At 61.9% G+C, this 21,998-nt stretch carries 22 protein-coding genes; all 22 read left to right on the top strand.

Going from position 1 to position 21,998, the window contains the following annotated elements; genetic code table 11:
• Nucleotides 1-3: 3 nt before the first annotated feature.
• Nucleotides 4-1,476, top strand: a complete 1,473-nt coding sequence (lysA, locus tag LRQ04_RS17715; protein ID WP_235521619.1) for a diaminopimelate decarboxylase — start codon at nucleotides 4-6, stop codon at nucleotides 1,474-1,476.
• Nucleotides 1,469-2,785, top strand: coding sequence for a homoserine dehydrogenase (locus LRQ04_RS17710; protein WP_235521618.1), 1,317 nt, complete (start codon nucleotides 1,469-1,471; stop codon nucleotides 2,783-2,785). Before lysA ends, LRQ04_RS17710 begins: the two co-directional genes overlap by 8 nt.
• Nucleotides 2,786-3,889 carry a threonine synthase gene (gene thrC, locus LRQ04_RS17705; RefSeq protein WP_235521617.1) on the top strand — a complete coding sequence of 368 codons (1,104 nt, stop codon included), beginning with the start codon at nucleotides 2,786-2,788 and terminating at the stop codon, nucleotides 3,887-3,889.
• A gap of 2 nt (nucleotides 3,890-3,891) precedes the next feature.
• Nucleotides 3,892-4,866, top strand: a complete 975-nt coding sequence (gene thrB, locus LRQ04_RS17700) for a homoserine kinase (RefSeq protein WP_235521616.1) — start codon at nucleotides 3,892-3,894, stop codon at nucleotides 4,864-4,866.
• A gap of 300 nt (nucleotides 4,867-5,166) precedes the next feature.
• Nucleotides 5,167-7,311 (top strand): transcription termination factor Rho, encoded by a 2,145-nt coding sequence (gene rho, locus LRQ04_RS17695; RefSeq protein ID WP_235521615.1) that lies wholly within the window; start codon nucleotides 5,167-5,169, stop codon nucleotides 7,309-7,311.
• Nucleotides 7,312-7,549: 238 nt separating this feature from the next.
• The gene (gene prfA / locus LRQ04_RS17690) at nucleotides 7,550-8,623 is read left to right on the top strand and encodes a peptide chain release factor 1 (protein WP_235521614.1); all 1,074 of its coding nucleotides are present in this window, start codon (nucleotides 7,550-7,552) and stop codon (nucleotides 8,621-8,623) included.
• A 33-nt stretch (nucleotides 8,624-8,656) separates the two neighbouring features.
• Nucleotides 8,657-9,529: a peptide chain release factor N(5)-glutamine methyltransferase gene (prmC, locus tag LRQ04_RS17685; RefSeq protein WP_235521613.1), complete on the top strand. Its 873-nt coding sequence runs from the start codon at nucleotides 8,657-8,659 to the stop codon at nucleotides 9,527-9,529.
• A gap of 12 nt (nucleotides 9,530-9,541) precedes the next feature.
• Nucleotides 9,542-10,357, top strand: coding sequence for an L-threonylcarbamoyladenylate synthase (locus LRQ04_RS17680; protein WP_235521612.1), 816 nt, complete (start codon nucleotides 9,542-9,544; stop codon nucleotides 10,355-10,357).
• On the top strand, nucleotides 10,354-11,139 hold the full coding sequence (locus LRQ04_RS17675; protein ID WP_235521611.1) for a WecB/TagA/CpsF family glycosyltransferase: 786 nt from the start codon (nucleotides 10,354-10,356) through the stop codon (nucleotides 11,137-11,139). Before LRQ04_RS17680 ends, LRQ04_RS17675 begins: the two co-directional genes overlap by 4 nt.
• On the top strand, nucleotides 11,140-12,099 hold the full coding sequence (locus LRQ04_RS17670) for a glycosyltransferase (protein WP_235521610.1): 960 nt from the start codon (nucleotides 11,140-11,142) through the stop codon (nucleotides 12,097-12,099).
• Between the two features lie 279 nt (nucleotides 12,100-12,378).
• The gene (locus LRQ04_RS17665; RefSeq protein WP_235521609.1) at nucleotides 12,379-13,494 is read left to right on the top strand and encodes an MraY family glycosyltransferase; all 1,116 of its coding nucleotides are present in this window, start codon (nucleotides 12,379-12,381) and stop codon (nucleotides 13,492-13,494) included.
• A gap of 118 nt (nucleotides 13,495-13,612) precedes the next feature.
• Nucleotides 13,613-14,104 (top strand): hypothetical protein, encoded by a 492-nt coding sequence (locus LRQ04_RS17660; protein ID WP_235521608.1) that lies wholly within the window; start codon nucleotides 13,613-13,615, stop codon nucleotides 14,102-14,104.
• Nucleotides 14,091-14,426, top strand: a complete 336-nt coding sequence (locus LRQ04_RS17655; RefSeq protein WP_235521607.1) for a hypothetical protein — start codon at nucleotides 14,091-14,093, stop codon at nucleotides 14,424-14,426. Before LRQ04_RS17660 ends, LRQ04_RS17655 begins: the two co-directional genes overlap by 14 nt.
• A gap of 81 nt (nucleotides 14,427-14,507) precedes the next feature.
• Entirely contained in the window at nucleotides 14,508-15,308 is an 801-nt protein-coding gene (gene atpB, locus LRQ04_RS17650; protein WP_235521606.1) for a F0F1 ATP synthase subunit A, read from the top strand.
• An 80-nt stretch (nucleotides 15,309-15,388) separates the two neighbouring features.
• Entirely contained in the window at nucleotides 15,389-15,607 is a 219-nt protein-coding gene (gene atpE, locus LRQ04_RS17645) for an ATP synthase F0 subunit C (RefSeq protein ID WP_011775261.1), read from the top strand.
• 50 nt (nucleotides 15,608-15,657) lie between these two features.
• Complete coding sequence (locus LRQ04_RS17640) at nucleotides 15,658-16,215, top strand: F0F1 ATP synthase subunit B (protein WP_235521605.1); 558 nt, start codon at nucleotides 15,658-15,660, stop codon at nucleotides 16,213-16,215.
• A complete protein-coding gene (locus LRQ04_RS17635; RefSeq protein ID WP_235521604.1) occupies nucleotides 16,215-17,042 on the top strand; it encodes a F0F1 ATP synthase subunit delta in 828 nt (275 codons plus the stop codon). Before LRQ04_RS17640 ends, LRQ04_RS17635 begins: the two co-directional genes overlap by 1 nt.
• Nucleotides 17,043-17,128: 86 nt before the next feature.
• Nucleotides 17,129-18,766: a F0F1 ATP synthase subunit alpha gene (gene atpA / locus LRQ04_RS17630; RefSeq protein ID WP_211711786.1), complete on the top strand. Its 1,638-nt coding sequence runs from the start codon at nucleotides 17,129-17,131 to the stop codon at nucleotides 18,764-18,766.
• Nucleotides 18,767-18,842: 76 nt separating this feature from the next.
• Nucleotides 18,843-19,733 carry a F0F1 ATP synthase subunit gamma gene (locus LRQ04_RS17625; RefSeq protein ID WP_211711548.1) on the top strand — a complete coding sequence of 297 codons (891 nt, stop codon included), beginning with the start codon at nucleotides 18,843-18,845 and terminating at the stop codon, nucleotides 19,731-19,733.
• Between the two features lie 84 nt (nucleotides 19,734-19,817).
• Nucleotides 19,818-21,269 carry a F0F1 ATP synthase subunit beta gene (atpD, locus tag LRQ04_RS17620; RefSeq protein WP_014922173.1) on the top strand — a complete coding sequence of 484 codons (1,452 nt, stop codon included), beginning with the start codon at nucleotides 19,818-19,820 and terminating at the stop codon, nucleotides 21,267-21,269.
• 1 nt (nucleotide 21,270) lies between these two features.
• A complete protein-coding gene (locus LRQ04_RS17615; protein ID WP_026540143.1) occupies nucleotides 21,271-21,555 on the top strand; it encodes a F0F1 ATP synthase subunit epsilon in 285 nt (94 codons plus the stop codon).
• Nucleotides 21,556-21,565: 10 nt separating this feature from the next.
• Nucleotides 21,566-21,997 (top strand): DUF2550 domain-containing protein, encoded by a 432-nt coding sequence (locus LRQ04_RS17610; RefSeq protein ID WP_235521603.1) that lies wholly within the window; start codon nucleotides 21,566-21,568, stop codon nucleotides 21,995-21,997.
• Nucleotide 21,998 lies beyond the last annotated feature (1 nt).

The following is a 21,998-nucleotide window of genomic DNA, read 5'->3' as shown; positions in this document are numbered from 1 at the left end:
GCCATGAACACCAACGCAGCACATGCTTCTCCGCTCGCTCCTGATTGGCTGGCAGTTCCCGAGAACCTCAACGCCCTGCAGTCGCCCATGTGGGCCGCCGGCGTTGAGAAGAACGACGCCGGTGAGGTCGCCATTGACGGCATTACTGTCAGTGAGCTGAAGGAACAATACGGAACGCCGCTCTTTGTCATGAGCGAGTCGGACTTCCGGTCCCGCGCCCGGGCGTTCAAGGACGCGTTCGACGAAGCCTTCGCGGACATCTGCGGGGGAGTGGACGTCTACTACGCAGGTAAGTCCTTCCTGTGCACCGCAGTGGCCAGCTGGGTGGCCGACGAGGGCCTCCGCCTGGACACCTGCTCCGGCGGTGAACTTGCGGTTGCTGCACGTGCGGGGATCCCGGGTGCCAACCTTGGCCTGCACGGCAACAACAAATCCGACGCGGAAATCAACCGTGCCTTGGATATGTCCCTTGGCCGGATCGTGGTGGACAGCCTCGACGAACTGGAACGGGTGGCAAAGATCGCCTCCAGCCGGGGCGAAACAGCCAAAGTCATGTTGCGGCTGACCCCTGGCGTTCACGCCCACACCCACGAATTCATCGCCACGGCCCACGAGGACCAGAAGTTCGGCCTCTCGATGGCAGGCGATTCCACCGACGAAGCCGGGCTCTCGGCAGCAGAAGAGGCAGTCGCTGCGGCCACCGCCTACGACAGCATCGAGCTGCTGGGCCTGCACTGCCATATCGGCTCACAGATTTTCGAGCCTGACGGCTTTGCCTTGGCAGCGGAGAAACTCCTGGGATTCCTTGCTGCCATGCAGGCGAAATACTCCATCAACCTTCCCGAGCTGGACCTCGGCGGCGGTTACGGCATCGCCTACACGCCGGTGGACACTCCCCGGCCGCCTGCCGAGATCGCGCAGGCCATGGCCGACGTCGTTCGTTCCACGTGTGCCGCACTGGGCATCACCGCCCCCCGGATCTCCATCGAACCAGGCCGCGCGATCGTAGGGAGCAGCACCTTCACCCTCTACGAGGTTGGCACGCTCAAAACGGTCCGCGTCGACGTCCCGGAGAGCGAAACGGAGGACAAGAACGTTACGTATCCGCGGCGCTATGTGTCGGTGGACGGCGGGATGAGCGACAACGCCCGTCCGGTGCTGTACGACGCGGATTATTCGGCAATTTTGGCTTCACGCGACTCCACGGCCGTTCCGCAGCTGTCCCGCGTAGTGGGCAAACATTGCGAGAGCGGCGACATAGTTGTTAGAGATGTATATCTGCCCGCGGATGTGGCAGCCGGTGATTTGCTCGCAGTACCGGGTACCGGCGCCTACTGCTGGGCCCTCTCCAGCAACTACAACTACCTGGCCCGGCCTGGCGTTGTCGCTGTACGCGACGGAGCCGCCCGGCTGATTGTCCGCGGGGAAACCGAAGAAGATCTCTTGAACCGCGACATGGGAGTGGCGAATGTCTGAAGTGCAAACCTTGAAGGTGGCCCTGCTGGGCTGTGGCAACGTTGGGGCCCAGGTTGCGCGGATTCTGATTGACGACGCCGAAGCTTTGGCTGCCCGCACCGGAGCCCGTCTGGAACTTTCGGGCATTGCCGTGCGCACCATCGATGCACCCCGCGACGTCGAGCTGCCCCGCGAACTGTTCACTACCGATGCCGACACCCTGGTCAAGGATGCGGACCTCGTCATCGAGCTCATGGGCGGCATCGAGCCCGCCCGCTCCTTGATCCTGACGGCCATCCAGAACGGTGCCTGCGTGGTTACCGGCAACAAGGCATTGCTCGCCCAGGACGGCCCCACTCTTTATGAAGAGGCTGACAAGGCAGGCGTCCAGCTCTCGTATGAAGCGGCCGTTGCGGGAGCGATTCCCATCCTGCGTCCCATCCGCGACAGCCTGTCAGGCGACCGCATCACCCGTGTCCTGGGCATCGTCAATGGCACCACCAACTTCATCCTCGACCAGATGGACACCACAGGCGCACAGTTCGCTGACGCCCTCGCCGAAGCCCAGCGGCTCGGGTACGCAGAAGCGGATCCTACTGCCGACATCGAAGGACACGACGCCGCGGCCAAGGCTGCCATCCTCGCGTCCCTTTCCTTCCACACGCGCTTCTCCCTGGACGACGTCTACTGCGAAGGCATCACGAAGGTCAGCGCTGCGGACATCGCTTCGGCCAAGGAAGCGGGCTTTGTCATCAAGTTGCTCGCCATTGCCGAAAAGATCGAATCTTCGGATAACGGCAGCGGCATTTCGGTGCGGGTCCACCCCACCCTCCTGCCCCGCGAGCACCCGCTGGCTGCAGTACGCGGTGCCTTCAACGCGGTGTTCATTGAGGCCGAAAACGCTGGGGAACTGATGTTCTACGGCCAGGGTGCGGGGGGTACCCCCACAGCATCTGCCGTTTTGGGCGATCTGGTCTCCGCGGCCCGCCGACTCGTGCTGGGCGGTCCGGGTCGTACGGAAACCACCACAGGCCATGTCCCTGCGCTGCCCGTCGATGCATCCAACACGAGCTACTACATTGGCCTGGACGTCGCCGACCAGGCCGGCGTCCTGGCCCGCATCGCGCACATCTTTGCCGAGCACGCCGTGTCCATCGAGACAATGCGCCAGACAATCCACCGCGACGCTGCCTCCAAGGTCGAGTCGGCGGAGCTGAAAATCGTGACGCACCGTGCATCCGAAGCTGCACTCGCAGCAACCGTCGAGGCCGTGAAGGGCCTTGACGTCATCAATTCTGTGACATCCGTACTGCGGGTAGAAGGGGTCTAAGTGGCTCACCAATGGCGCGGAGTAATCCGCGAATACGCTGATCGTTTGCCCGTAACGGAAGCCACCAAGGTCATCACCCTCGGCGAGGGCGGTACGCCGCTCGTCCACGCGCAGAAGCTCTCCGAGCTCACGGGCTCCGAGGTATACCTCAAGGTGGAGGGCATGAACCCCACGGGTTCCTTCAAGGACCGTGGCATGACCATGGCCATGACTGCGGCCGTGGAAGCCGGCGCGAAGGCCGTTGTCTGTGCCTCCACCGGCAACACCTCCGCTTCTGCGGCTGCCTACGCAACCGCGGCGGGACTCAAGTGCGCAGTGCTTGTCCCCGAAGGTAAAATTTCCATGGGCAAGCTGAGCCAGGCCATCGCGCATGGCGCCACCTTGCTTCAGGTGGATGGCAACTTCGACAACTGCCTGGACATCGCCCGCAAGCTCGGCGAGGCTTACCCGGTGTTCCTGGTGAACTCCGTCAATCCGGCACGTATCCAGGGCCAGAAGACCGGTGCTTTCGAAGTTGTTGACTCGCTGGGTGACGCTCCCGACATCCACGTGCTGCCCGTCGGCAACGCCGGCAACATCAGCGCCTACTGGAAGGGCTACAAGGAGTACTCCGCACCGTTTGAGAGTGCCAACGGAACGCTTCCCGCCGTCTCCACCAAGACCCCGATCATGTGGGGCTTCCAGGCAGCAGGTGCCGCGCCCTTCGTGGCAGGGCACCCCATCACCGAGCCTGACACCATCGCCACTGCCATCCGCATCGGCAACCCGGCATCGTGGGATACCGCTGTCGCGGCCCGTGACGAATCAGGCGGACTGATCGAGGCAGTCACCGATGACGAGATCCTGGCGGCCCACCGTTGGTTGTCCGCCAAGGAGGGTGTCTTCGTCGAGCCCGGCTCAGCCGCTGGTGTTGCCGGCCTCATCAAGAAGCACGCGGCCGGCGAGGTTCCTTCGGGAAAGACCATCGTCATCACGGTCACCGGACATGGCCTCAAGGATCCGCAGTGGGCACTTCGTACCGAAGATGGCAGTGATGTCCAGCCCGTCAAGGTGCCGAACGACGTCGTCACCGTTGCCGCGGAACTGGGACTGGAAGAAAACTAAGAGTGGAATCAACGCAGCCCACCGCGACCGATCGTGCACTCGTCGCGGCAGGCCAGCGGCTGACCGTCAAGGTCCCCGGTACGAGTGCCAACCTGGGCCCCGGTTACGACAGCCTTGGCTTGGCCCTGTCCATCTATGACACTTTGACGGTTGAAACCCTTGGCACCGGAGAGCTCGAGTTCGAGCTCTCCGGTGAGGGGGCAGATACTCTCCCCCGCGATGCCAGCCATTTGGTGGTGCGGGCGATCGACCTGGCGCTGGATCGCCTTGGCTTTCAGCGCTCGGGCCTGAAAATTACGGCTGAAAACGTCAATCCCCATGGCCGGGGGCTGGGTTCGTCCGCGTCGGCTGTTGTGGCGGCAGTTACTGCTGCCAACGCCTTGGTTCCGGAGGAATCCCGGCAGGGCCTCGACTGGGTTCTCCAGTTGACCAGTGAGATCGAGGGTCACCCGGACAACGTCGCACCGGCGATTTTCGGCGGACTGGCGCTGTCATGGCAGGACAGCGAGCAGTACAGCAGCACCCGCGCCGATGTGGCGCCCGAGGTTATCCCCGTGGTGGCTGTGCCGGACTACGAGCTGTCCACGGAAACTGCCCGCGGACTGCTTCCTGCATCCGTTGGCCATCACGCGGCAGCCATGAACTCCGGACGCGCAGCCCTGCTCATCCACGCTCTGACAGCGCAGCCTGAGTTGTTGCTGCCGGGCACCGAAGACTACCTTCACCAGAGTTACCGGGCCCAGGCCATGCGTCCCAGTGCGGACCTCATTGCGGCGCTCCGTTCCGCCGGACATGCAGCTGTCGTCTCGGGCGCCGGACCCACCGTGATGGTGCTGGCCCATGGCGAACAAGAAGCCGCGGTTGTTACTGAATTCATCGAGGCGTACACGGCGTCCAACACACCCGACGTCGGTTGGCGTGTGATGACGCTGGCTGTAGACGTTCAAGGTGCTAGAGTGGAAGTGCACCGCCGGTAAAACCGCGGGCAGTTCCCTGATTTTGGATTGCGGCACCTTTGCCGTACCTTTCGTCAACTGTGCCAACGTTGGTGGTGCCGTCTCTTTCCGGCCTCAGGTGCCGCAGATCTTTCTCTGTTCCTGATCAATTGGCCGGCTGTCCGGGTAACTGGATCCAGTGATGACGATCAGTATCCGGCCCTGGTGGCCACAATCCATCAGGCACGGCCAAATCGCAGGCTGCAGATCTGAACTGCAGCCCAGAACAAATCATCGCGTCCAGCTCTCGCTCTGGACGCCGTCGAGGGGGAAGGATCCTTCGTGACAGAAACCACTGAGCTGTCTTCAGCTGTGGACACAACATCTTCTGCTGCCGAGTCGTCAACGGCAGCAACCACCAAGAGCAGCGGGCTTGCGGGCCTTAAGCTTGCCCAGCTTCAGGCTCTCGCGAGCCAGCTGGGCATTTCCGGGGGATCGCGCATGCGCAAGGGGGACTTGGTCACGGCCATTTCGGCCCACCGCGCAGGTACTTCCACCACGAAGGCTCCCGCCAAGGCCTCAGCCCCGGTCAAGGCCAACGCTGCCGTAGCCAAGGAAGCTCCGGCTGCGGAGGTCAAGGCCTCGGACAACGGCGCCTCTGTCGAGTCGGCTGAAGCCCCGGCCCAGGAAGCCCCGCGTGCCCGTGGACGTGGTCGAAGCCGCCGCGCCACCAGTGACGGCGTCGTAGCGGCGGCTGAAGCCGCATCGGCTCCGGCCGAGCCCGTAGCTGCACCCGTTGCTGATGCACCTGCTTCAGTGGAAACGCCGGAGGCAGGCACTGAACGCCGCCAGCCGCGCACCCGTAACCGCCGCCGTGGCGAAGCAGCCGCAGCCCCCGCCGAGGCTTCGGAGGCTCCGGCCGCTGAGCAGCGCACCGAACAGCGCGAACAGCGTGGCGACCGCACCGAACAGCGCGAACAGCGTGCCGACCGCACCGAGCAGCGCGAACAGCGTGGCGACCGCACCGAACAGCGCGAGCAGCGTACTGAACAGCGCGAGCAGGCCGATTCCGGCGAGCAGCGCGACCGCCGCGACAACACCCGTGGCCGCCGTGATGACAACAACGACGGCGATGACACGGGCAACCGTCGTAACCGCCGGAACCGTCGTGACCGCAACGACCAGAACGACCGCAGCGATCGCCGCGGCGGTCAGGACAGCCGTGACGGGAACACCCGCAGCGACCGTTTCCGTGACCGCAACGAACGCCGCCGTGGCCGCGCCCAGGGACCGGACGTTGACGACGTCGAGGTCACCGAGGACGATGTGCTGCTGCCCGTAGCCGGCATCCTGGACGTCCTGGAGAACTACGCGTTCATCCGTACGTCCGGTTACCTCCCCGGTGCCAACGACGTCTACGTTTCGCTGGCACAGGTCAAGAAGTACAACCTCCGTAAGGGCGACGCCGTCGTGGGTGCCATCCGCGCACCGCGTGATGGCGAAGACCGCAGCCAGCAGTCCGCCCGCCAGAAGTTCAACGCGCTTGTCCGCGTCACTTCCGTCAACGGCAAGACTCCCGAAGAGCTCAAGGACCGCGTCGAGTTCGCAAAGCTCGTTCCGCTGTACCCGTCCGAGCGCCTCCGCCTGGAAACCGACCCCAAGAAGATCGGCCCGCGTGTCATCGACCTCGTGGCTCCGATCGGCAAGGGCCAGCGTGGCCTGATTGTCTCCCCGCCCAAGGCTGGTAAGACCCTCATCCTGCAGTCCATCGCCAACGCCATCACCACCAACAATCCTGAGGTCCACCTCATGATGGTGCTCGTTGACGAACGTCCCGAAGAAGTCACGGACATGCAGCGCACAGTTAAGGGTGAGGTCATTGCCTCCACCTTCGACCGTCCCGCAGACGACCACACCACCGTTGCCGAGCTCTCCATCGAGCGCGCCAAGCGCCTCGTGGAAATGGGCATGGACGTGGTAGTCCTCCTGGACTCCATGACCCGCCTGGGCCGCGCCTACAACCTGGCAGCACCGGCCTCCGGCCGCATCCTGTCCGGTGGTGTCGACTCCGCAGCTCTGTACCCGCCCAAGCGCTTCTTCGGTGCTGCCCGCAACATCGAAAACGGCGGCTCGCTCACCATCCTGGCAACGGCTCTCGTGGAGACCGGCTCCAAGATGGACGAAGTGATCTTCGAAGAGTTCAAGGGCACCGGCAACATGGAGCTCCGCCTGTCCCGCCAGCTGGCTGACAAGCGCATCTTCCCGGCTGTGGACGTCAACGCGTCCGGCACGCGCCGCGAAGAGAACCTGCTCTCGCCTGAAGAAGTCAAGATCATGTGGAAGCTGCGCCGCGTCCTCTCCGGACTGGAGCAGCAGCAGAGCCTTGAGCTGCTGACCAACAAGATCCGGGAGACACAGAGCAACGTCGAGTTCCTCATGCAGGTTCAGAAGACGACGCTCGGAGCGAAGTCGGATAACGACAAGTAGCTGCTTTACTGAGCCGCTGATTCTGCTGCCCCCGCCCCTACGCGTGGTGGCCAAGTCCCTTCGGACTTGGCCACCACGCTCCGGCAGGCCCGAAGCCACTCCCGGGGCAGCAGAATCAGCGGCTCGTTCCGTTTTCGGCCCGCCTACCCGGGCCGGTAGTTAATACTCGACGGCGGTCGTGTCACCTTCCGCTGTTTGCGCCGCTAAACTTGGGCGCAGCGTTGAAAGGTTGTTCTAAATGTTTGAGTCCGTACAGGGATTGCTTGATGAGCATGCTGCTATTCAGGCGCAGTTGAGTGATCCTGCCGTTTATGCTGATCAGTCTGCGGCCAGGAAGTTGGGGCGGCGGTCTGCTCAGCTTCAGGGCATTGTGGAGGCTTACAACAAGTGGCGCGGGCTCAACGACGATCTTGAGGCGGCCAAGGAGATGGCTGACGAGGATCCCGAGTTCGCCGCTGAAGTAGTGCAGTTGGAAGAGCAGATCCCCGCCGCTGAGGAACGTCTTCGCCGGCTGCTGATCCCGCGTGATCCTGATGATGCCCGCAACGTGATCCTGGAAGTCAAGGGTGGCGAAGGTGGCGATGAAGCTGCGTTGTTCGCCGGCGACCTCCTGCGCATGTACATGCGCTACGCCGAATCCCGTGGCTGGAAGACCGAAATGATCTCGGCCACCGAATCTGACCTCGGTGGTTACAAGGACGTCTCCGTCGCGATCAAGGGAAACTCCAACGATCCCGCTGAAGGTGTCTTCGCCAGGTTGAAGTTTGAGGGCGGCGTCCACCGTGTGCAGCGCGTTCCCGTGACCGAATCGCAGGGTCGTATCCACACCTCCGCTGCAGGTGTCCTGGTTCTTCCCGAAGTGGATGAGCCCGAAGAGCTTGAAATCAACCAGAACGACCTCAAGATCGACGTTTACCGTTCTTCAGGTCCCGGTGGCCAGTCCGTGAACACCACTGACTCCGCCGTCCGCATCACCCACTTGCCCACGGGCATTGTTGTGGCGATGCAGAACGAGAAGTCGCAGCTGCAGAACCGTGAAGCCGGCATGCGCGTTCTTCGTGCCCGGCTCCTTGCCCACCAGCAGGAGCAGATCGACGCCGCCAACTCGGAACAGCGCAAGTCGCAGATCCGCACCATGGACCGTTCGGAGCGCATCCGCACGTACAACTTCCCGGAAAACCGGATTGCGGACCACCGCACGGGTTATAAGGCCTACAACCTTGATGCCGTGATGAACGGCGATCTTGAGCCCGTCATCCAGTCGGCCATTGAGGCTGACGAACAGGCGCGCCTGGACGCCATCGGCGAATAGCACCCTGCCGCACTCCAACAGCAGAGTAGATCCATGACGTTTTACCCAGGCCAGAGCCTCGCGGACGCAGTTCGCGAGGCTACTGCCATTCTTACCGAGGCGGGCGTGCCCACGCCGCGCGTGGACGCGGAACTTCTCGCGGAGCACCTCCTGGGAGTCGGTCTTGGCCGTCTTCGCGCGATGCTCCTCGGCAGTGATCCTGCGCCTGAAGGCTATGCGGACCTGGTGGCCGAACGTGCCGGGCGGGTGCCGTTGCAGCACATCACCAGCGTCGCGTATTTCCGGTACCTTGAACTGCGCGTTGGCCCCGGTGTGTTCATACCCCGGCCTGAAACGGAATCGGTGGTCCAGTTGGTCATCGACCACCTGGCAGGAATGCCACATCCCAAAGTAGTGGACCTTGGCACCGGATCCGGCGCGATCGCCGGCTCGATTGCCCACGAGGTCCCGGGTGCCGAAGTCCACGCGGTTGAGTTCAGTACTTTTGCGCACGCGTGGGCCGCGAAGAACCTGGAACCCTTGGGGGTCACGCTCCTGCAGGGTGATCTCAGGGATGCGCTGCCCGAACATAACGGAACCTTCGACGTCGTCGTTTCCAACCCGCCGTACATCCCGGCGGAGGCGATACCCACAGAACCGGAAGTTGCACTCCACGATCCACCCGAGGCACTGTACGGTGGGGGAGCGGACGGCATGGAACTCCCGACGGCGGCAGCAGCCTCTGCGGCGCGGCTCCTGAAACCAGGCGGCTACTTTGTGATGGAACACGCTGAAGTCCAGGCGGCGTGGATCGCGGGGATGCTCCGGGGAACGGGACGTTGGAATGACGTCACCACGCACTTTGACCTGAACGGCAAGGAACGTGCCACCAGCGCAGTGCTGGCAAGCGCCGCTCCTGATGAGTGAAAGAATAGGGCTGTGACCACAACCTACAATTGCACTTCCGATGACCAGCGGACTGAAGGCCTTCAGCACGCCCAGCGCGCCATCAGCGAAAAGAAGTGCATCGTGCTTCCCACTGACACTGTTTACGGCATTGGTGCGGACGCCTTTTCACCCCTGGCCGTCACCCTGCTGCTCGCTTCCAAGGGCCGCAGCCGCCAGATGCCTCCGCCGGTGCTGATTCCCCGGATCAATGCCCTGGATGGGCTGGCCACCGATGTACCGGCCGATGCCCGGGCACTCGCGCAGGCTTTCTGGCCCGGTGGACTGACCCTCATTCTGCACGCCCAGCCATCCCTGGACTGGGATTTGGGCGATACCAAAGGCACCGTAGCCCTTAGGATGCCAGACGACGAGATCGCATTGGACCTCCTGAGCCTGACCGGCCCGCTCGCGGTCTCCTCCGCCAACCGCACAGGCCAGGAGGCGGCCCAGACAGCTTCCGAGGCCCGCCTCCAACTGGCTGAATCGGTGGAGGTCTACCTGGAAGGCGGGTTCCGGCCCGTCAAGGGCACCGCAGCGCTGCCGTCCACGATCGTCGATGCCACGTCCACGCCATTCCGTGTGGTTCGCCAAGGCGCCATCGAGCTTGAACGCCTGCGCGAAATCGTTCCGTCCATCCTTGGTTTTGGGGAAACCCTTGGGGCTGAGGTCCCGGGACCGCAGGCCGAACCCGAGGAAACTGCCTCCGGTGACGCGCAGGGGGACGTATCGGAACCTGACGCCGTCGAACAGGGACCTGCGGCCGACATCGCGGAACCAGGCGCTCCAGTCCAATCCAAGCCCGAATGATTCCCGACCGCCAACGCGTCCCCGTCCTTGACGTCGACGCCACTCCGCTGCGCGTTGATGAGCTCATCAATGCCATGGGCGGCCTCATTGCAGCGGGCACCACCGCCACGGTGCTGGGTCACAACCTCCACAGCATTACGCTTTTCCACTCCTGCCCGGAGTTCCGCTCCCTCTACCGGGACAGTTCCATTGTCCTGCTGGACGGCGCGCCCGTGGCCTTGCTGTGGGGCCTGGCCCACAGGAAGCGATTACATCCACTCGGCCAAGGAGCCATGGCCTACCGGCTTGGGTCAATGGATTGGATTCCTGACCTCGGGAAAGTGCCCGGCTTGCAGCGCGTGGCAGTGGTTGGCGCCGGTCGTGAGGCCAACACGAAGGCCGTCATGCGGTTGCGGTCCATTGCGCCCGGCGTAACCGTTGACGGAATGCCCGGTGAAGACTGGGATGGCGCCACGGAGGCCGCCGTAGTGAACTGGCTCAGCGACTTCCGTCCGCAACTGGTCCTCCTGGGTTTGGGTATGCCCCTCCAGGAAGCTGTCCTCCAGCGACGACTCGCGGAGTTGCCACCGGCTGTGTACTGCGCAGTCGGAGGGGCCATTGAACAGGTTGCAGGCGTCCAGAAACTCGCTCCACGCTGGCTGGGGCGCCTGGGCCTGGAATGGGCCTGGCGACTGCTGCTCCATCCGGGGCGGGTTGCCTACAGGGTATTTGTTGAACCGTGGAAGCTGGCAGGCCTCTTGATTCGCCGCCGCTTCCAACCATCCAAGACCGAAGGCCAGTGAATGACCTCCCAACCCATAGTGGTCGCCGTCGTGGTGACCTACAACCGACGTGAACTTCTCCAGACAACCTTGGCTGGGATCGCCTCTGGCACCCGGGTGCCGGACGTCGTCGTCGTCGTCGACAACGCCTCCACGGACGGAACAGCGGAGTTCCTGCGGACCTACCAGGGGCCGGTGACCACGGACGTGGTGACGTTGAATACCAACGTAGGCGGCGCAGGAGGCTTCGCAGTCGGCATGGAACGAGCAGTCCTTGACCATCGCGCCGACCACGTGTGGATCATGGACGACGACACTGAGCCCCAGCGCCCGGCGCTGCAGGAAGCACTGGACCTTGCCCAGGCATATGGGCAGGACACAGGAGACGTCCCTGGTTTCATCGCCAGCCGGGTTGTGTGGACTGATGGTCGTGACCATCCCATGAACCGCATGCGCCCCCGGATGGCCGCAAGCGAAGAATCCCGAAGCGCGGCTGCCCGACTCGGTGCCACGCAAATCCGGAGCGCTTCGTTCGTTTCGGTCCTCATTCAGGCAGCGGAAATCAGGCGCCACGGACTGCCCATAGCGGACTACTTCATCTGGAACGATGACCTGGAGTACACCGCCAGGGTTAGCCGCAAGGGCATCGCACTGAGCACCAACGCGTCGGTTGCCAACCACCACACGAAAGTCTTTGGTGACGCCGGCGCCGACCCGGGCCCCCGCTTCTATTACGAGGTGCGCAACAAGGTGTGGGTCTACACGCGGTCCAACGCACTGGCGCCGTGGGAAAAGGTGCTCTTCACCGGTGCTTCACTGAGAAACTGGACCCTGACGATCATCGCTTCCAAGAACCGGAAAGTACTGTTGGCAGGACTTTTCAACGGCCTCCGGGACGGCCTTAAGGCCCCGCGACCCAACGCCGAAGTGTTGGCCGGTATCTACGCGCTGCGTGATGTCCGGCAGCCCGTCCGGCAGTAAAAAAGCGGTGCTAAGGCAGCTAAACAACTTGGGGTACTGCGGCTGCGTCACAGGCTGGTCACGGCCGATGGCATTAGTATCGTGACAAGAGTCCACGAAAATCCCGCAACATTCGGCAGAGCCGGTGCAGGCATGGCGACGGAGTAGTTCCATTTATCCACAGACAGAATTCCACACCTTGAGCTGCCCGGGATTCCCCGGCATCCAGGCGGGGATCCGGCCACGTTCGCTGACAAGCGCTTCCGATCCAACCGGCGGACAACTTCCGGGAGCCGCAGCATGATCATGTATCTGCTGATGGCGCTTACGGCTGCCGTGGTGTCCTACGCGGGGACGTGGGGCGCACGCGTGGCAGGGAACAAGCTGCGGCTCTACCGGCCCATCCGGAGCCGCGACATGCACTCCGTGCTGATTTCCAAGCTGGGCGGCCTGGGCATTTTCGCCGGCTTCTTCGTCGCGTTGGTTGTTGCCAGCAATTCCTTCTTCGTCAGGGACATTTTCAGGCACAACGATGCTCCATGGGGGATTCTCGCGGGCGCCGTCGTCATCGTGGCGGTTGGAGTTGCGGACGACATCCTGGACATCCGCTGGTGGATCAAACTGCTCGGACAAGGAGCGGCTGCGCTCATTGTGGCTGTCTGGGGAGTCCGGATGTCCGTCGTCCCGTTCATCCCCGAACCGATCTTCCTGGGCTCCGAGGTGGTCCAGATTGTCCTCACCGCGGGCCTGATTGTCACCACCATGAACGCCGTGAACTTTATCGACGGGCTCGATGGACTGGCAGCAGGGGTCGCAACCATTGGCGGGGGAGCGTTCTTCCTCACCGCCTACTGGGTCCACCGCAACAACCCCTCCACCGACAATTCAGACCTGGCGACACTCCTGATGGCCATCCTGGTCGGCAGCTGCATCGGCTTCCTGCCCCATAACTGGTTCCCGGCAAAGATCTTCATGGGGGATTCGGGAGCCATGCTGATCGGGCTGCTCATGGCATCCGCCGGCGTCGTGGCGACGGGACAGATCGGGTCCGGCCTCTACGATCGCGCCAACGGTATCCCCACAGTGGTTCCCATCCTCCTGCCCTTCGCGGTCCTGTCCCTTCCACTCCTGGATCTGGGAATGGCGGTGATCCGGAGGACGGCAAGGGGACAGTCACCATGGTCCGCCGACCGTGGGCACCTCCATCACAAGCTGGTCGACCTGGGGTACTCGCACCGCACCGCCGTCGTCATGCTGTATGTGTGGACCTGCATCCTTGCGTTCGGCGGCGTCGCCTTCGCGGTCTTCCCGTGGCAGGTGGTACTCATCGTTGTCATCGCGGCAGCGCTCGTCATGGCGGCAGTCACGGCGTGGCCCTACTTCACCCGGAACTCGACGCGGCCGGGGGAGCAGTAGATGAAGTCTGGTTAGAGTCACAGTTCTATCTCATGTAGAATTCTTACTGCGGACAGTCACTCGCCCGTAAATCCCCCTTTGAGAAGATGGCACCTGTGCCACAAGGATTGGTATCCCCATGACATCCAACGCCGAAACCGGACGACCGTCCGGTAAACGTGGTGTTGGATCTGTTGGCGGCCAGTCTTCGTTGTGGCTCCGGTTGCTCATGCTCAGTGCCGCAGCAGCGGTGGCAGCAACAGCCATAACCTGCGTCATCGCGGCCTTCATGAACGGCGGGCAGGGCGCTCTTTCAGCAGCGTTTGGCTCCGCCTTGGTCATGCTCTTCTTCGGAATCAGCCTCCTGATCGGCCATTTTGTTGGCCGTGACAACCCTTCCGGCGCAGTCGGGCTCTTTGTTGCCACGTATTTCATCAAAGTGATCGGATTCGCCGTGGTGCTCTTTGTGCTCGGCGCTCCGGACTGGCTCCACCACCGCTGGTTCCTGATTGGTGCTGTGGTTGCCGTTGTCTTCTGGCAGGCTGCAGAAATCTACGGCTTCAGCAAGGCCCGCCTCCAGATCTACAACGACCCAGCCGAGCAGAAGGATGGTCCGGATGTCTCCGCGTAAGCGCTATTCACGCCCGTCCCTTACTGCCCAGCAGCCTGCCAGCGGCAACGAAACCGGCAACGACGGAAACGACGGCGGATATAACGCCGGTATGGCTGTCTTCAGCTACATCATTGGCGGGATCATTGTCTGGAGTTTGGTAGGCTGGGGTCTGGATAATCTGTGGGGGACCCGCTGGATTGTGCTCCTTGGCGCTCTGCTGGGAGCCGCAGGAGGGTTCTATCTTTCCCATATGCATGGCCTCACCAGGCAAAGCACCACTCCTGGCGAGAGTAACGCAGACAGCGGTCCGTCCACGGACGGGGACAGTAATGCCAAATAATTTCACACGGATGACGAATGCGTCCAACGCGTCCGGACTCCAACCAATGCCCAATGATGGACACAGCAGAGAGGAAACGCGTTGATCGCGCTTGCGCTCCCCGCCCAGGATTCGGGGTCCTTCACCCCACCCGGAATCGACGAAATGCACCTGCCGGCAATCCTGCCTTGGGGTGCGCACGATGGCTTCTCCAAGCAGATGCTGCTGGTGATCCTATCGGTCGTCATTATTGCTACATTCTTTATCCTCGCTGCACGTAAGCAGCAGCTGGTTCCCGGCAAGCTGCAGTTCGCAGGCGAGATGGCCTACGGCTTCGTCCGCAACAGCATCGCCAAGGACATCATCGGCGGCAAGGACTTCATCAAGTATGTCCCGCTGTTGTTCAGCTTGTTCTTCTTCATTTTGGTCAACAACATCTATGGCGCGATCCCCGTCATCCAGCTGCCAAGCTTCTCCCACGTTGGTGGAGCGTACGTGCTGGCAGGCATCGTCTTCTTCACCTGGATCGCAATCGGTGTCAAGAAGAACGGCCTGAAGTACTTCAAGCTCGCAACCGTGCCGTCGGGAATCCCGTGGTACATCCTGCTGATCGTCGTACCGATCGAAATCATCTCCAACTTCCTGGTCCGCCCCGTCACGCACAGCCTCCGTCTGTTCGCGACCATGCTGGCCGGCCACCTGATCGTGATGCTTGCCGGTTCCGGCATCGAGTTCCTTGTCATGCAGGAGAACGTACTGCTCAAGGGTGCATCGGTCCTGGTTCTGGTTGGTGCGATCGCCATGTACATGCTCGAGGCCCTGATCATGGCCCTGCAGGCATACGTGTTCACTTTGCTGACCGCGATCTACATCGAAGGCGCCCTGCACGCCGACAGCCACTAAGGCTCACAACACTTCCCCTTGCGGGGATGAAGCAACCCAAACAACCTGCCGCACGGGCGGCATCTTGAAAGGAAGAAAAAATGGAAGGCACCATCAACGGCTCCCTCAACCTCATCGGCTACGGTCTTTCGGCCATCGGCGGTGGTATCGGTGTGGGTCTCGTGTTCGCCGCTTACATCAACGGTGTTGCACGTCAGCCGGAAGCTCAGCGTGTGCTGCAGCCGATCGCGTTCCTTGGTCTGGCACTGACTGAAGCTCTTGCCATCCTCGGCCTGGTCTTCGCTTTCGTTCTTTCCTAGTCCTTAGAACCAAGCGAATCCCAAGCACGAGTAGATAGGACGGGTGAAATATGAATCAGCTGATCATCTCAGCCGCCACTGAAGGCGAAAAGGGCACCAACCCGCTCGTTCCCAATATCTGGGAAATGGGTGTCGTCCTCGTTGGCTTCGCAGTCCTCCTGTACATCGTGGTCAAGTTTGTTGTCCCGATGTTCGAGAAGACCTTCGCGGAGCGCGCCGAAGCGATCGAAGGTGGCATTGCCAAGGCCGAGGCGGCACAGGCGGAAGCATCTGCAGCACTCGAAGAGTACAAGCAGCAGCTCACCGATGCCCGCGCCGAAGCCAACCGCATCCGCGAAGAAGCACGTGCCGAAGGCGCCCAGATCCTCGCGGACCTGAAGGCCAAGGCCGCTGCCGAGTCTGCCAGGATCACCGAGCAGGCACACGCCGCTATCGAATCGGAGCGCCAGGCAGCAGTTGTCTCGCTCCGCTCCGAGGTTGGCACCCTGGCAACGACGCTTGCCGGCCGCATCGTTGGTGAAGCACTCACCGATGACGAGCGCGCTGCACGCGTTGTGGACCGCTTCCTTGCAGATCTGGAGACCCAGAGCGCAGGTGCAGCTAAGTAATGGCAGGTATATCGAGCGAATCGCTGACCACAGCGCTGGCGCAGTTGGAAGCCAAGCTTCCCTTCGCCTCGCTGCAGTTGGCTAAGGACCTCTTCGGAATCCTGGGAACGGTGGACAGCTCGGCTGGCTTGCGCCGCGCCCTGACTGACCCGTCCCGTACCGGAGACGAGAAGTCGGCGCTGGTCAAGCAGCTGGTTGGCGGGAAAGTCTCCGCTGATGCTGCTGAGATTGCGGGCGGGTTGGCTGGCTCACGCTGGGCATCTGCACGCGATATCGGCGATGCACTCGAGACCCTTGCCGCCACGGTGGTCATTGCTGTAGCTGAAAACAAGTCGGCCGTTTCTGCCTCTGGTATCACGGGGCTGGAAGAGCTGGAAAACGATCTGTTTGCTTTCAACCAGGCCGTCGCTTCCAGCCACGAAGTACAACGTGCTTTGTCTGAGCCGCAGGCGTCGCCCGCGGCAAAGATCGCACTGGTCGAGAAGCTTGTTCCTGGCATCAGCGAGGAAGCCAAGGTTCTCATCAACCAGGCAGTGACGCATCCGCGGGGTGTCAAGCCGAGCAAGCTTGTCGAGTCCTTCGCCAAGCTTGCAGCCAAGCGCCAGCAGCGCTGGATTGCAACCGTCAGCGTTACCCGTCCGTTGACGGAAACGCAGGCCAGCCGTCTGCAGGCCGGGCTGAACGCCCTTTACGGCCGCGAACTGAAGGTCAACGTCAATGTCGAACCGGCACTGATCGGCGGAGTCCGCGTCCAGGTAGGTGACGAAGTGCTTGACGCTTCGGTCATAGCCCGCCTGACCGAACTTCGCCGCCAGCTCGCTGGCTAAGCAAAGACAAAGCACAACTTAACTGATATAAATCCCGGTCATCGTGAGCAACGATGATCACGAAAACAGGAGAGCAGGGACTGCAGATGGCCGAATTGACCATCAACGCCGACGACGTCCGTAATGCGTTGAACGAGTTCGCGGCGTCCTACGAACCCGGTAACGCAGAGCGCGTAGAGGTTGGTCGTGTGACCACCGCAAGTGACGGCATCGCCCGTGTTGAGGGTCTTCCCTCGGTCATGGCGAACGAGCTGCTTCGCTTCGAAGATGGCACGCTGGGCCTCGCCCAGAACCTCGACGTCCGCGAGATCGGTGTCATTATCCTCGGTGACTTCACCGGTATTGAAGAAGGCCAGGAAGTTCACCGCACCGGTGAAATCCTGTCCGTTCCGGTTGGCGATGCCTTCCTGGGTCGCGTTGTCGACCCCCTGGGCCAGCCGATCGACGACCTTGGCGAGATCAAGGCAGAGGGCACCCGTGCACTGGAACTCCAGGCACCGGGCGTTACCGAGCGCAAGTCGGTTCACGAACCGATGCAGACCGGCCTCAAGGCTATCGACGCCATGATCCCGATCGGCCGTGGCCAGCGTCAGCTGATCATTGGTGACCGCCAGACCGGTAAGACCGCAATCGCAGTGGACACCATCATCAACCAGAAGGCCAACTGGGCTTCGGGAGATGTCACCAAGCAGGTCCGTTGTGTCTACGTTGGTGTTGGCCAGAAGGCTTCCACCATCGCAGCCGTACGCCAGACCCTTGAGGACCACGGCGCGCTGGAGTACACCACCATCGTGGCGTCCCCGGCATCCGACCCCGCTGGCTTCAAGTACCTGGCACCTTACGCAGGTTCTGCCATCGGCCAGCACTGGATGTACGGCGGCAAGCACGTCCTGGTGATCTTCGATGACCTGTCCAAGCAGGCCGAGGCTTACCGCGCCGTGTCCCTGTTGCTGCGCCGTCCGCCGGGACGCGAAGCCTACCCGGGCGACGTCTTCTACTTGCACTCCCGCCTGCTGGAGCGTTGTGCAAAACTCTCCGACGAGCTCGGCGCAGGTTCGATGACCGGTCTTCCGATCGTTGAGACGAAGGCGAACGACGTTTCGGCCTACATCCCGACCAACGTGATCTCCATCACCGATGGCCAGATCTTCCTCCAGTCGGACCTCTTCAACGCCAACCAGCGTCCTGCTGTTGACGTTGGTGTGTCTGTGTCCCGCGTTGGTGGTGCCGCACAGGTCAAGTCCATGAAGAAGGTCTCCGGTACTTTGAAGCTGGACCTGGCCCAGTACCGCGACATGCAGGCCTTCGCCATGTTCGCATCCGACCTTGACGCTGCTTCCCGTCAGCAGCTGACCCGTGGTGCCCGCCTGATGGAACTGCTCAAGCAGGGCCAGTACTCGCCGTTCCCGGTCGAGAACCAGGTTGTCTCCATCTGGGCCGGTACCAACGGCTACCTGGATGACGTTCCGGTTGAGGACATCAGCCGTTTCGAGTCCGAGTTCCTGGAGCACCTCAAGCACCAGTCCTCCATCCTGACCACGCTGGCCCAGACCAACGTCCTGGATGACGACACCGCTGCTGCATTGAAGGAAGCCATCGTTTCCTTCAAGAAGGGCTTCTTCGGCCAGGGCGACAACCACTTGGTTGGCGCAGGCCACGAAGAGCACGCAGCGATCGCCGGCGGCGACGTCGACCAGGAAAAGATCGTCAAGCAGAAGCGCTAGTTTCGATAACCTGCCCTGCCGGGGTCCGCGAGGGCCCCGGCAGGGCAGCACATCGGGAACATAGGAAAGGATAAGTATGGGAGCCCAGATTCGGGTCTACCGTCAGAAGATCAGCTCGACGACGTCGATGCGCAAGATCTTCAAGGCGATGGAACTGATCGCTACCTCGCGCATCGGTAAGGCCCGCGCACGCGTAGCAGCTTCACTGCCTTACGCGAACGCGATTACCCGCGCCGTTTCTGCTGTCGCAACTCAGAGCGAAATCGATCACCCTCTGACCACGGAACCGGAGCAGATCCGCCGTGCCGCTGTCCTGATTATTACTTCAGACCGCGGCCTTGCAGGATCCTACTCGGCCAGCGTGCTCAAGCAGGCTGAAGGTCTCTTCGAGCTTCTTCACGCAGAAGGCAAGGAAGTCAAAGCGTACCTGGTTGGCCGCAAGGCGCAGGCGTACTTCGATTTCCGCAACCGGTCATACTCCCGCGTATGGACCGGCGGCACGGACGCACCGGAATTCGAAACCGCCCAGGAAGTCGGCGCTGCACTTTTGGAAGACTTCTCCACAGACTTCGAAGAGGGAGGCGTGGACGAGATCCACGTCGTCTACACCCGCTTCAAGTCCATGGTGACGCAGGAACCCACGGTTATCCGTTTGCTCCCGCTGGAGGTCGTCGAAGAGGAAGCAGCCTCGGAGTCCGAGCTGTTGCCGCTGTACGAATTCGAACCGGAAACCGAGCAGGTGCTTGATGCACTGCTCCCGCGTTACATCGAATCCCGCATCTTCGCAGCAATGCTGCAGGCTGCAGCTTCCGAGCTCGCTGCCCGCCAGCGTGCCATGAAGTCGGCCGGTGACAACGCTACGGATCTGATCAAGAAGTACACGCGCCTTCGCAACACGGCCCGCCAGGCCGAAATTACGCAGGAGCTTTCCGAAATCGTGGCCGGCGCCGACGCTCTCGCGTCCTAGCCCGCAGCTGTTTCGGTTGTAAAGCCCTACCTGCAACAACAGATAAACTTAACCCCACGCCATCTACTGAGTGAAGTGAGAGAGATGACTGCCACTGCTACCGAACACGTAGCAACGGCCGGTGCCACCGGCCGCATTGCCCGTGTTATTGGTCCGGTTGTCGACGTCGAATTCCCGGCTGACGCAATCCCGTCGATTTACAACGCTCTGACCACTGAGATCACCCTCAATGGGCAGACCAAGACCATCACGTTCGAGACCTCCCAGCACCTGGGTGACAACCTCGTTCGCGCCATCTCCCTGCAGGCTACCGACGGACTTGTCCGCGGTACCACCGTGCAGGACTCCGGCGCTCCGATCTCCGTTCCTGTTGGCGACGGCGTCAAGGGCCACATCTTCAACGTGTTGGGCAAGCCCCTCGACGTTGAAGAGTCCGAGATCAAGGCTGACGCTTACTGGCCGATCCACCGCAAGGCTCCGTCCTTCGCTTCCCTCGAGGGCTCCACGGAGATGCTCGAGACCGGCATCAAGGTCATCGACCTTCTCACCCCGTACATCAAGGGTGGAAAGATCGGTCTGTTCGGTGGCGCCGGCGTCGGCAAGACCGTTCTGATCCAGGAAATGATCACACGTGTTGCCCGCAACTTCGGTGGTACTTCCGTTTTCGCCGGTGTCGGCGAGCGTACCCGTGAAGGTAACGACCTCTGGGTTGAAATGGAAGAGGCAGGCGTTCTTAAGGACACCGCCCTTGTATTCGGCCAGATGGATGAGCCGCCGGGAACGCGTCTGCGCGTGGCCCTGTCCGCCCTGACCATGGCGGAGTACTTCCGCGATGTCCAGAACCAGGACGTGCTGCTCTTCATCGACAACATCTTCCGCTTCACGCAGGCAGGTTCGGAAGTTTCCACGCTGCTCGGCCGCATGCCGTCCGCTGTGGGTTACCAGCCGAACCTTGCTGATGAGATGGGTCTGCTCCAGGAGCGCATCACCTCCACCAAGGGTCACTCCATCACGTCGATGCAGGCCATCTACGTGCCCGCTGATGACTACACCGACCCGGCTCCGGCAACGACCTTCGCACACCTCGACGCGACCACGGAACTTTCCCGTGAAATCGCATCCCGTGGTCTGTACCCGGCCGTTGACCCGCTGACGTCGACCTCCCGCATCCTGGACCCCCAGTACATCGGTAAGGACCACTACAACACGGCTGTCCGTGTTAAGCAGATCCTGCAGAAGAACAAGGAACTCCAGGACATCATCGCCATCCTTGGTGTTGACGAACTGTCCGAAGAGGACAAGATCGTCGTGTCGCGTGCACGTCGTATCCAGCAGTTCCTCTCCCAGAACACCTACACCGCCAAGCAGTTCACCGGCGTCGAAGGCTCCACCGTGTCCATCAAGGACACTGTTGAAGGCTTCACCGCTATCTGCGACGGCGAGCTGGACCACATCGCAGAGCAGGCGTTCTTCAACGTCGGCGGCCTGGATGATGTCGAGCGCAACTGGGCCAAGATCCAGGAACAGACCAAGTAGTATGGCTGAGCTCGAGGTTGAGATTGTCGCAGCGGACCACTTCGTGTGGTCCGGGGCGGCCAAGATGGTGAAGGCCCGCACCAGCGATGGTGAAATCGGAATCCTGCCGGGCCACTCGCCCCTTCTGGCCATCCTGGCCGAGGGCGAGCTGGCAATCCAGCCGGTTTCCGGTGACCGGATCGCTGTAGTTGTTGACGGTGGATTCTTCTCCGTGGACAACGATCGCGTGGTCATTGTTGCTGACAACGCCAAACTGGGCGAAGCGGCTACAGCGGGGATCCGATAGCACGACCTTGATGGACGATTCCCTTTTTCCGTTCATCGCCCTGGCAACAGCGTTTACGTTGCTGATCATTTCACTGTGCCTTCTGGGGGTGCGCCGCTTCAATCTGCGGCGTGCCCTCGGCACGGTAGACGCCTCCATTTGCATGGCTGGAAACAGCTGGCAGATGGGGGTTTGTCGTTATCAGGACAATGAGCTTGAGTGGTTCCGCTTAATGTCGCTCAGTGTGATTCCCAAGTACAAGTTCACCCGCAGCTCACTGGAGCTGCTCGGGCGGCGCCAGCCGACTGAGGACGAACTCGTGAGGGTTCAACCCGGCGTCGTGGTCGTCGAACTGCAGTATGAAGGCACCAAGTTCATGCTTGCCATGAACTTTGATGCCTATGCAGGACTTTCGTCCTGGCTGGAGGCCGGTCCGGTCATCGGCGTGGGAACCTGGCGATAGG

This window comes from Paenarthrobacter sp. AR 02 (assembly GCF_021538675.1).
Classification (GTDB): domain Bacteria; phylum Actinomycetota; class Actinomycetes; order Actinomycetales; family Micrococcaceae; genus Arthrobacter.
This window is presented reverse-complemented; position numbering and strand designations above follow the sequence as displayed.

Coding starts and splice junctions, on each gene's coding strand:
- LRQ04_RS17710 (WP_235521618.1), top strand. CDS start 1,469: ATGTCTGAAGTGCAAACCTTGAAGGTGGCCCTGCTGGGCTGTGGCAAC.
- LRQ04_RS17610 (WP_235521603.1), top strand. CDS start 21,566: ATGGACGATTCCCTTTTTCCGTTCATCGCCCTGGCAACAGCGTTTACG.
- LRQ04_RS17655 (WP_235521607.1), top strand. CDS start 14,091: ATGTCTCCGCGTAAGCGCTATTCACGCCCGTCCCTTACTGCCCAGCAG.
- LRQ04_RS17640 (WP_235521605.1), top strand. CDS start 15,658: ATGAATCAGCTGATCATCTCAGCCGCCACTGAAGGCGAAAAGGGCACC.
- lysA (WP_235521619.1), top strand. CDS start 4: ATGAACACCAACGCAGCACATGCTTCTCCGCTCGCTCCTGATTGGCTG.
- LRQ04_RS17625 (WP_211711548.1), top strand. CDS start 18,843: ATGGGAGCCCAGATTCGGGTCTACCGTCAGAAGATCAGCTCGACGACG.
- atpE (WP_011775261.1), top strand. CDS start 15,389: ATGGAAGGCACCATCAACGGCTCCCTCAACCTCATCGGCTACGGTCTT.
- LRQ04_RS17635 (WP_235521604.1), top strand. CDS start 16,215: ATGGCAGGTATATCGAGCGAATCGCTGACCACAGCGCTGGCGCAGTTG.
- prfA (WP_235521614.1), top strand. CDS start 7,550: ATGTTTGAGTCCGTACAGGGATTGCTTGATGAGCATGCTGCTATTCAG.
- prmC (WP_235521613.1), top strand. CDS start 8,657: ATGACGTTTTACCCAGGCCAGAGCCTCGCGGACGCAGTTCGCGAGGCT.
- LRQ04_RS17615 (WP_026540143.1), top strand. CDS start 21,271: ATGGCTGAGCTCGAGGTTGAGATTGTCGCAGCGGACCACTTCGTGTGG.
- LRQ04_RS17665 (WP_235521609.1), top strand. CDS start 12,379: ATGATCATGTATCTGCTGATGGCGCTTACGGCTGCCGTGGTGTCCTAC.
- atpA (WP_211711786.1), top strand. CDS start 17,129: ATGGCCGAATTGACCATCAACGCCGACGACGTCCGTAATGCGTTGAAC.
- LRQ04_RS17675 (WP_235521611.1), top strand. CDS start 10,354: ATGATTCCCGACCGCCAACGCGTCCCCGTCCTTGACGTCGACGCCACT.
- atpD (WP_014922173.1), top strand. CDS start 19,818: ATGACTGCCACTGCTACCGAACACGTAGCAACGGCCGGTGCCACCGGC.
- LRQ04_RS17670 (WP_235521610.1), top strand. CDS start 11,140: ATGACCTCCCAACCCATAGTGGTCGCCGTCGTGGTGACCTACAACCGA.
- LRQ04_RS17660 (WP_235521608.1), top strand. CDS start 13,613: ATGACATCCAACGCCGAAACCGGACGACCGTCCGGTAAACGTGGTGTT.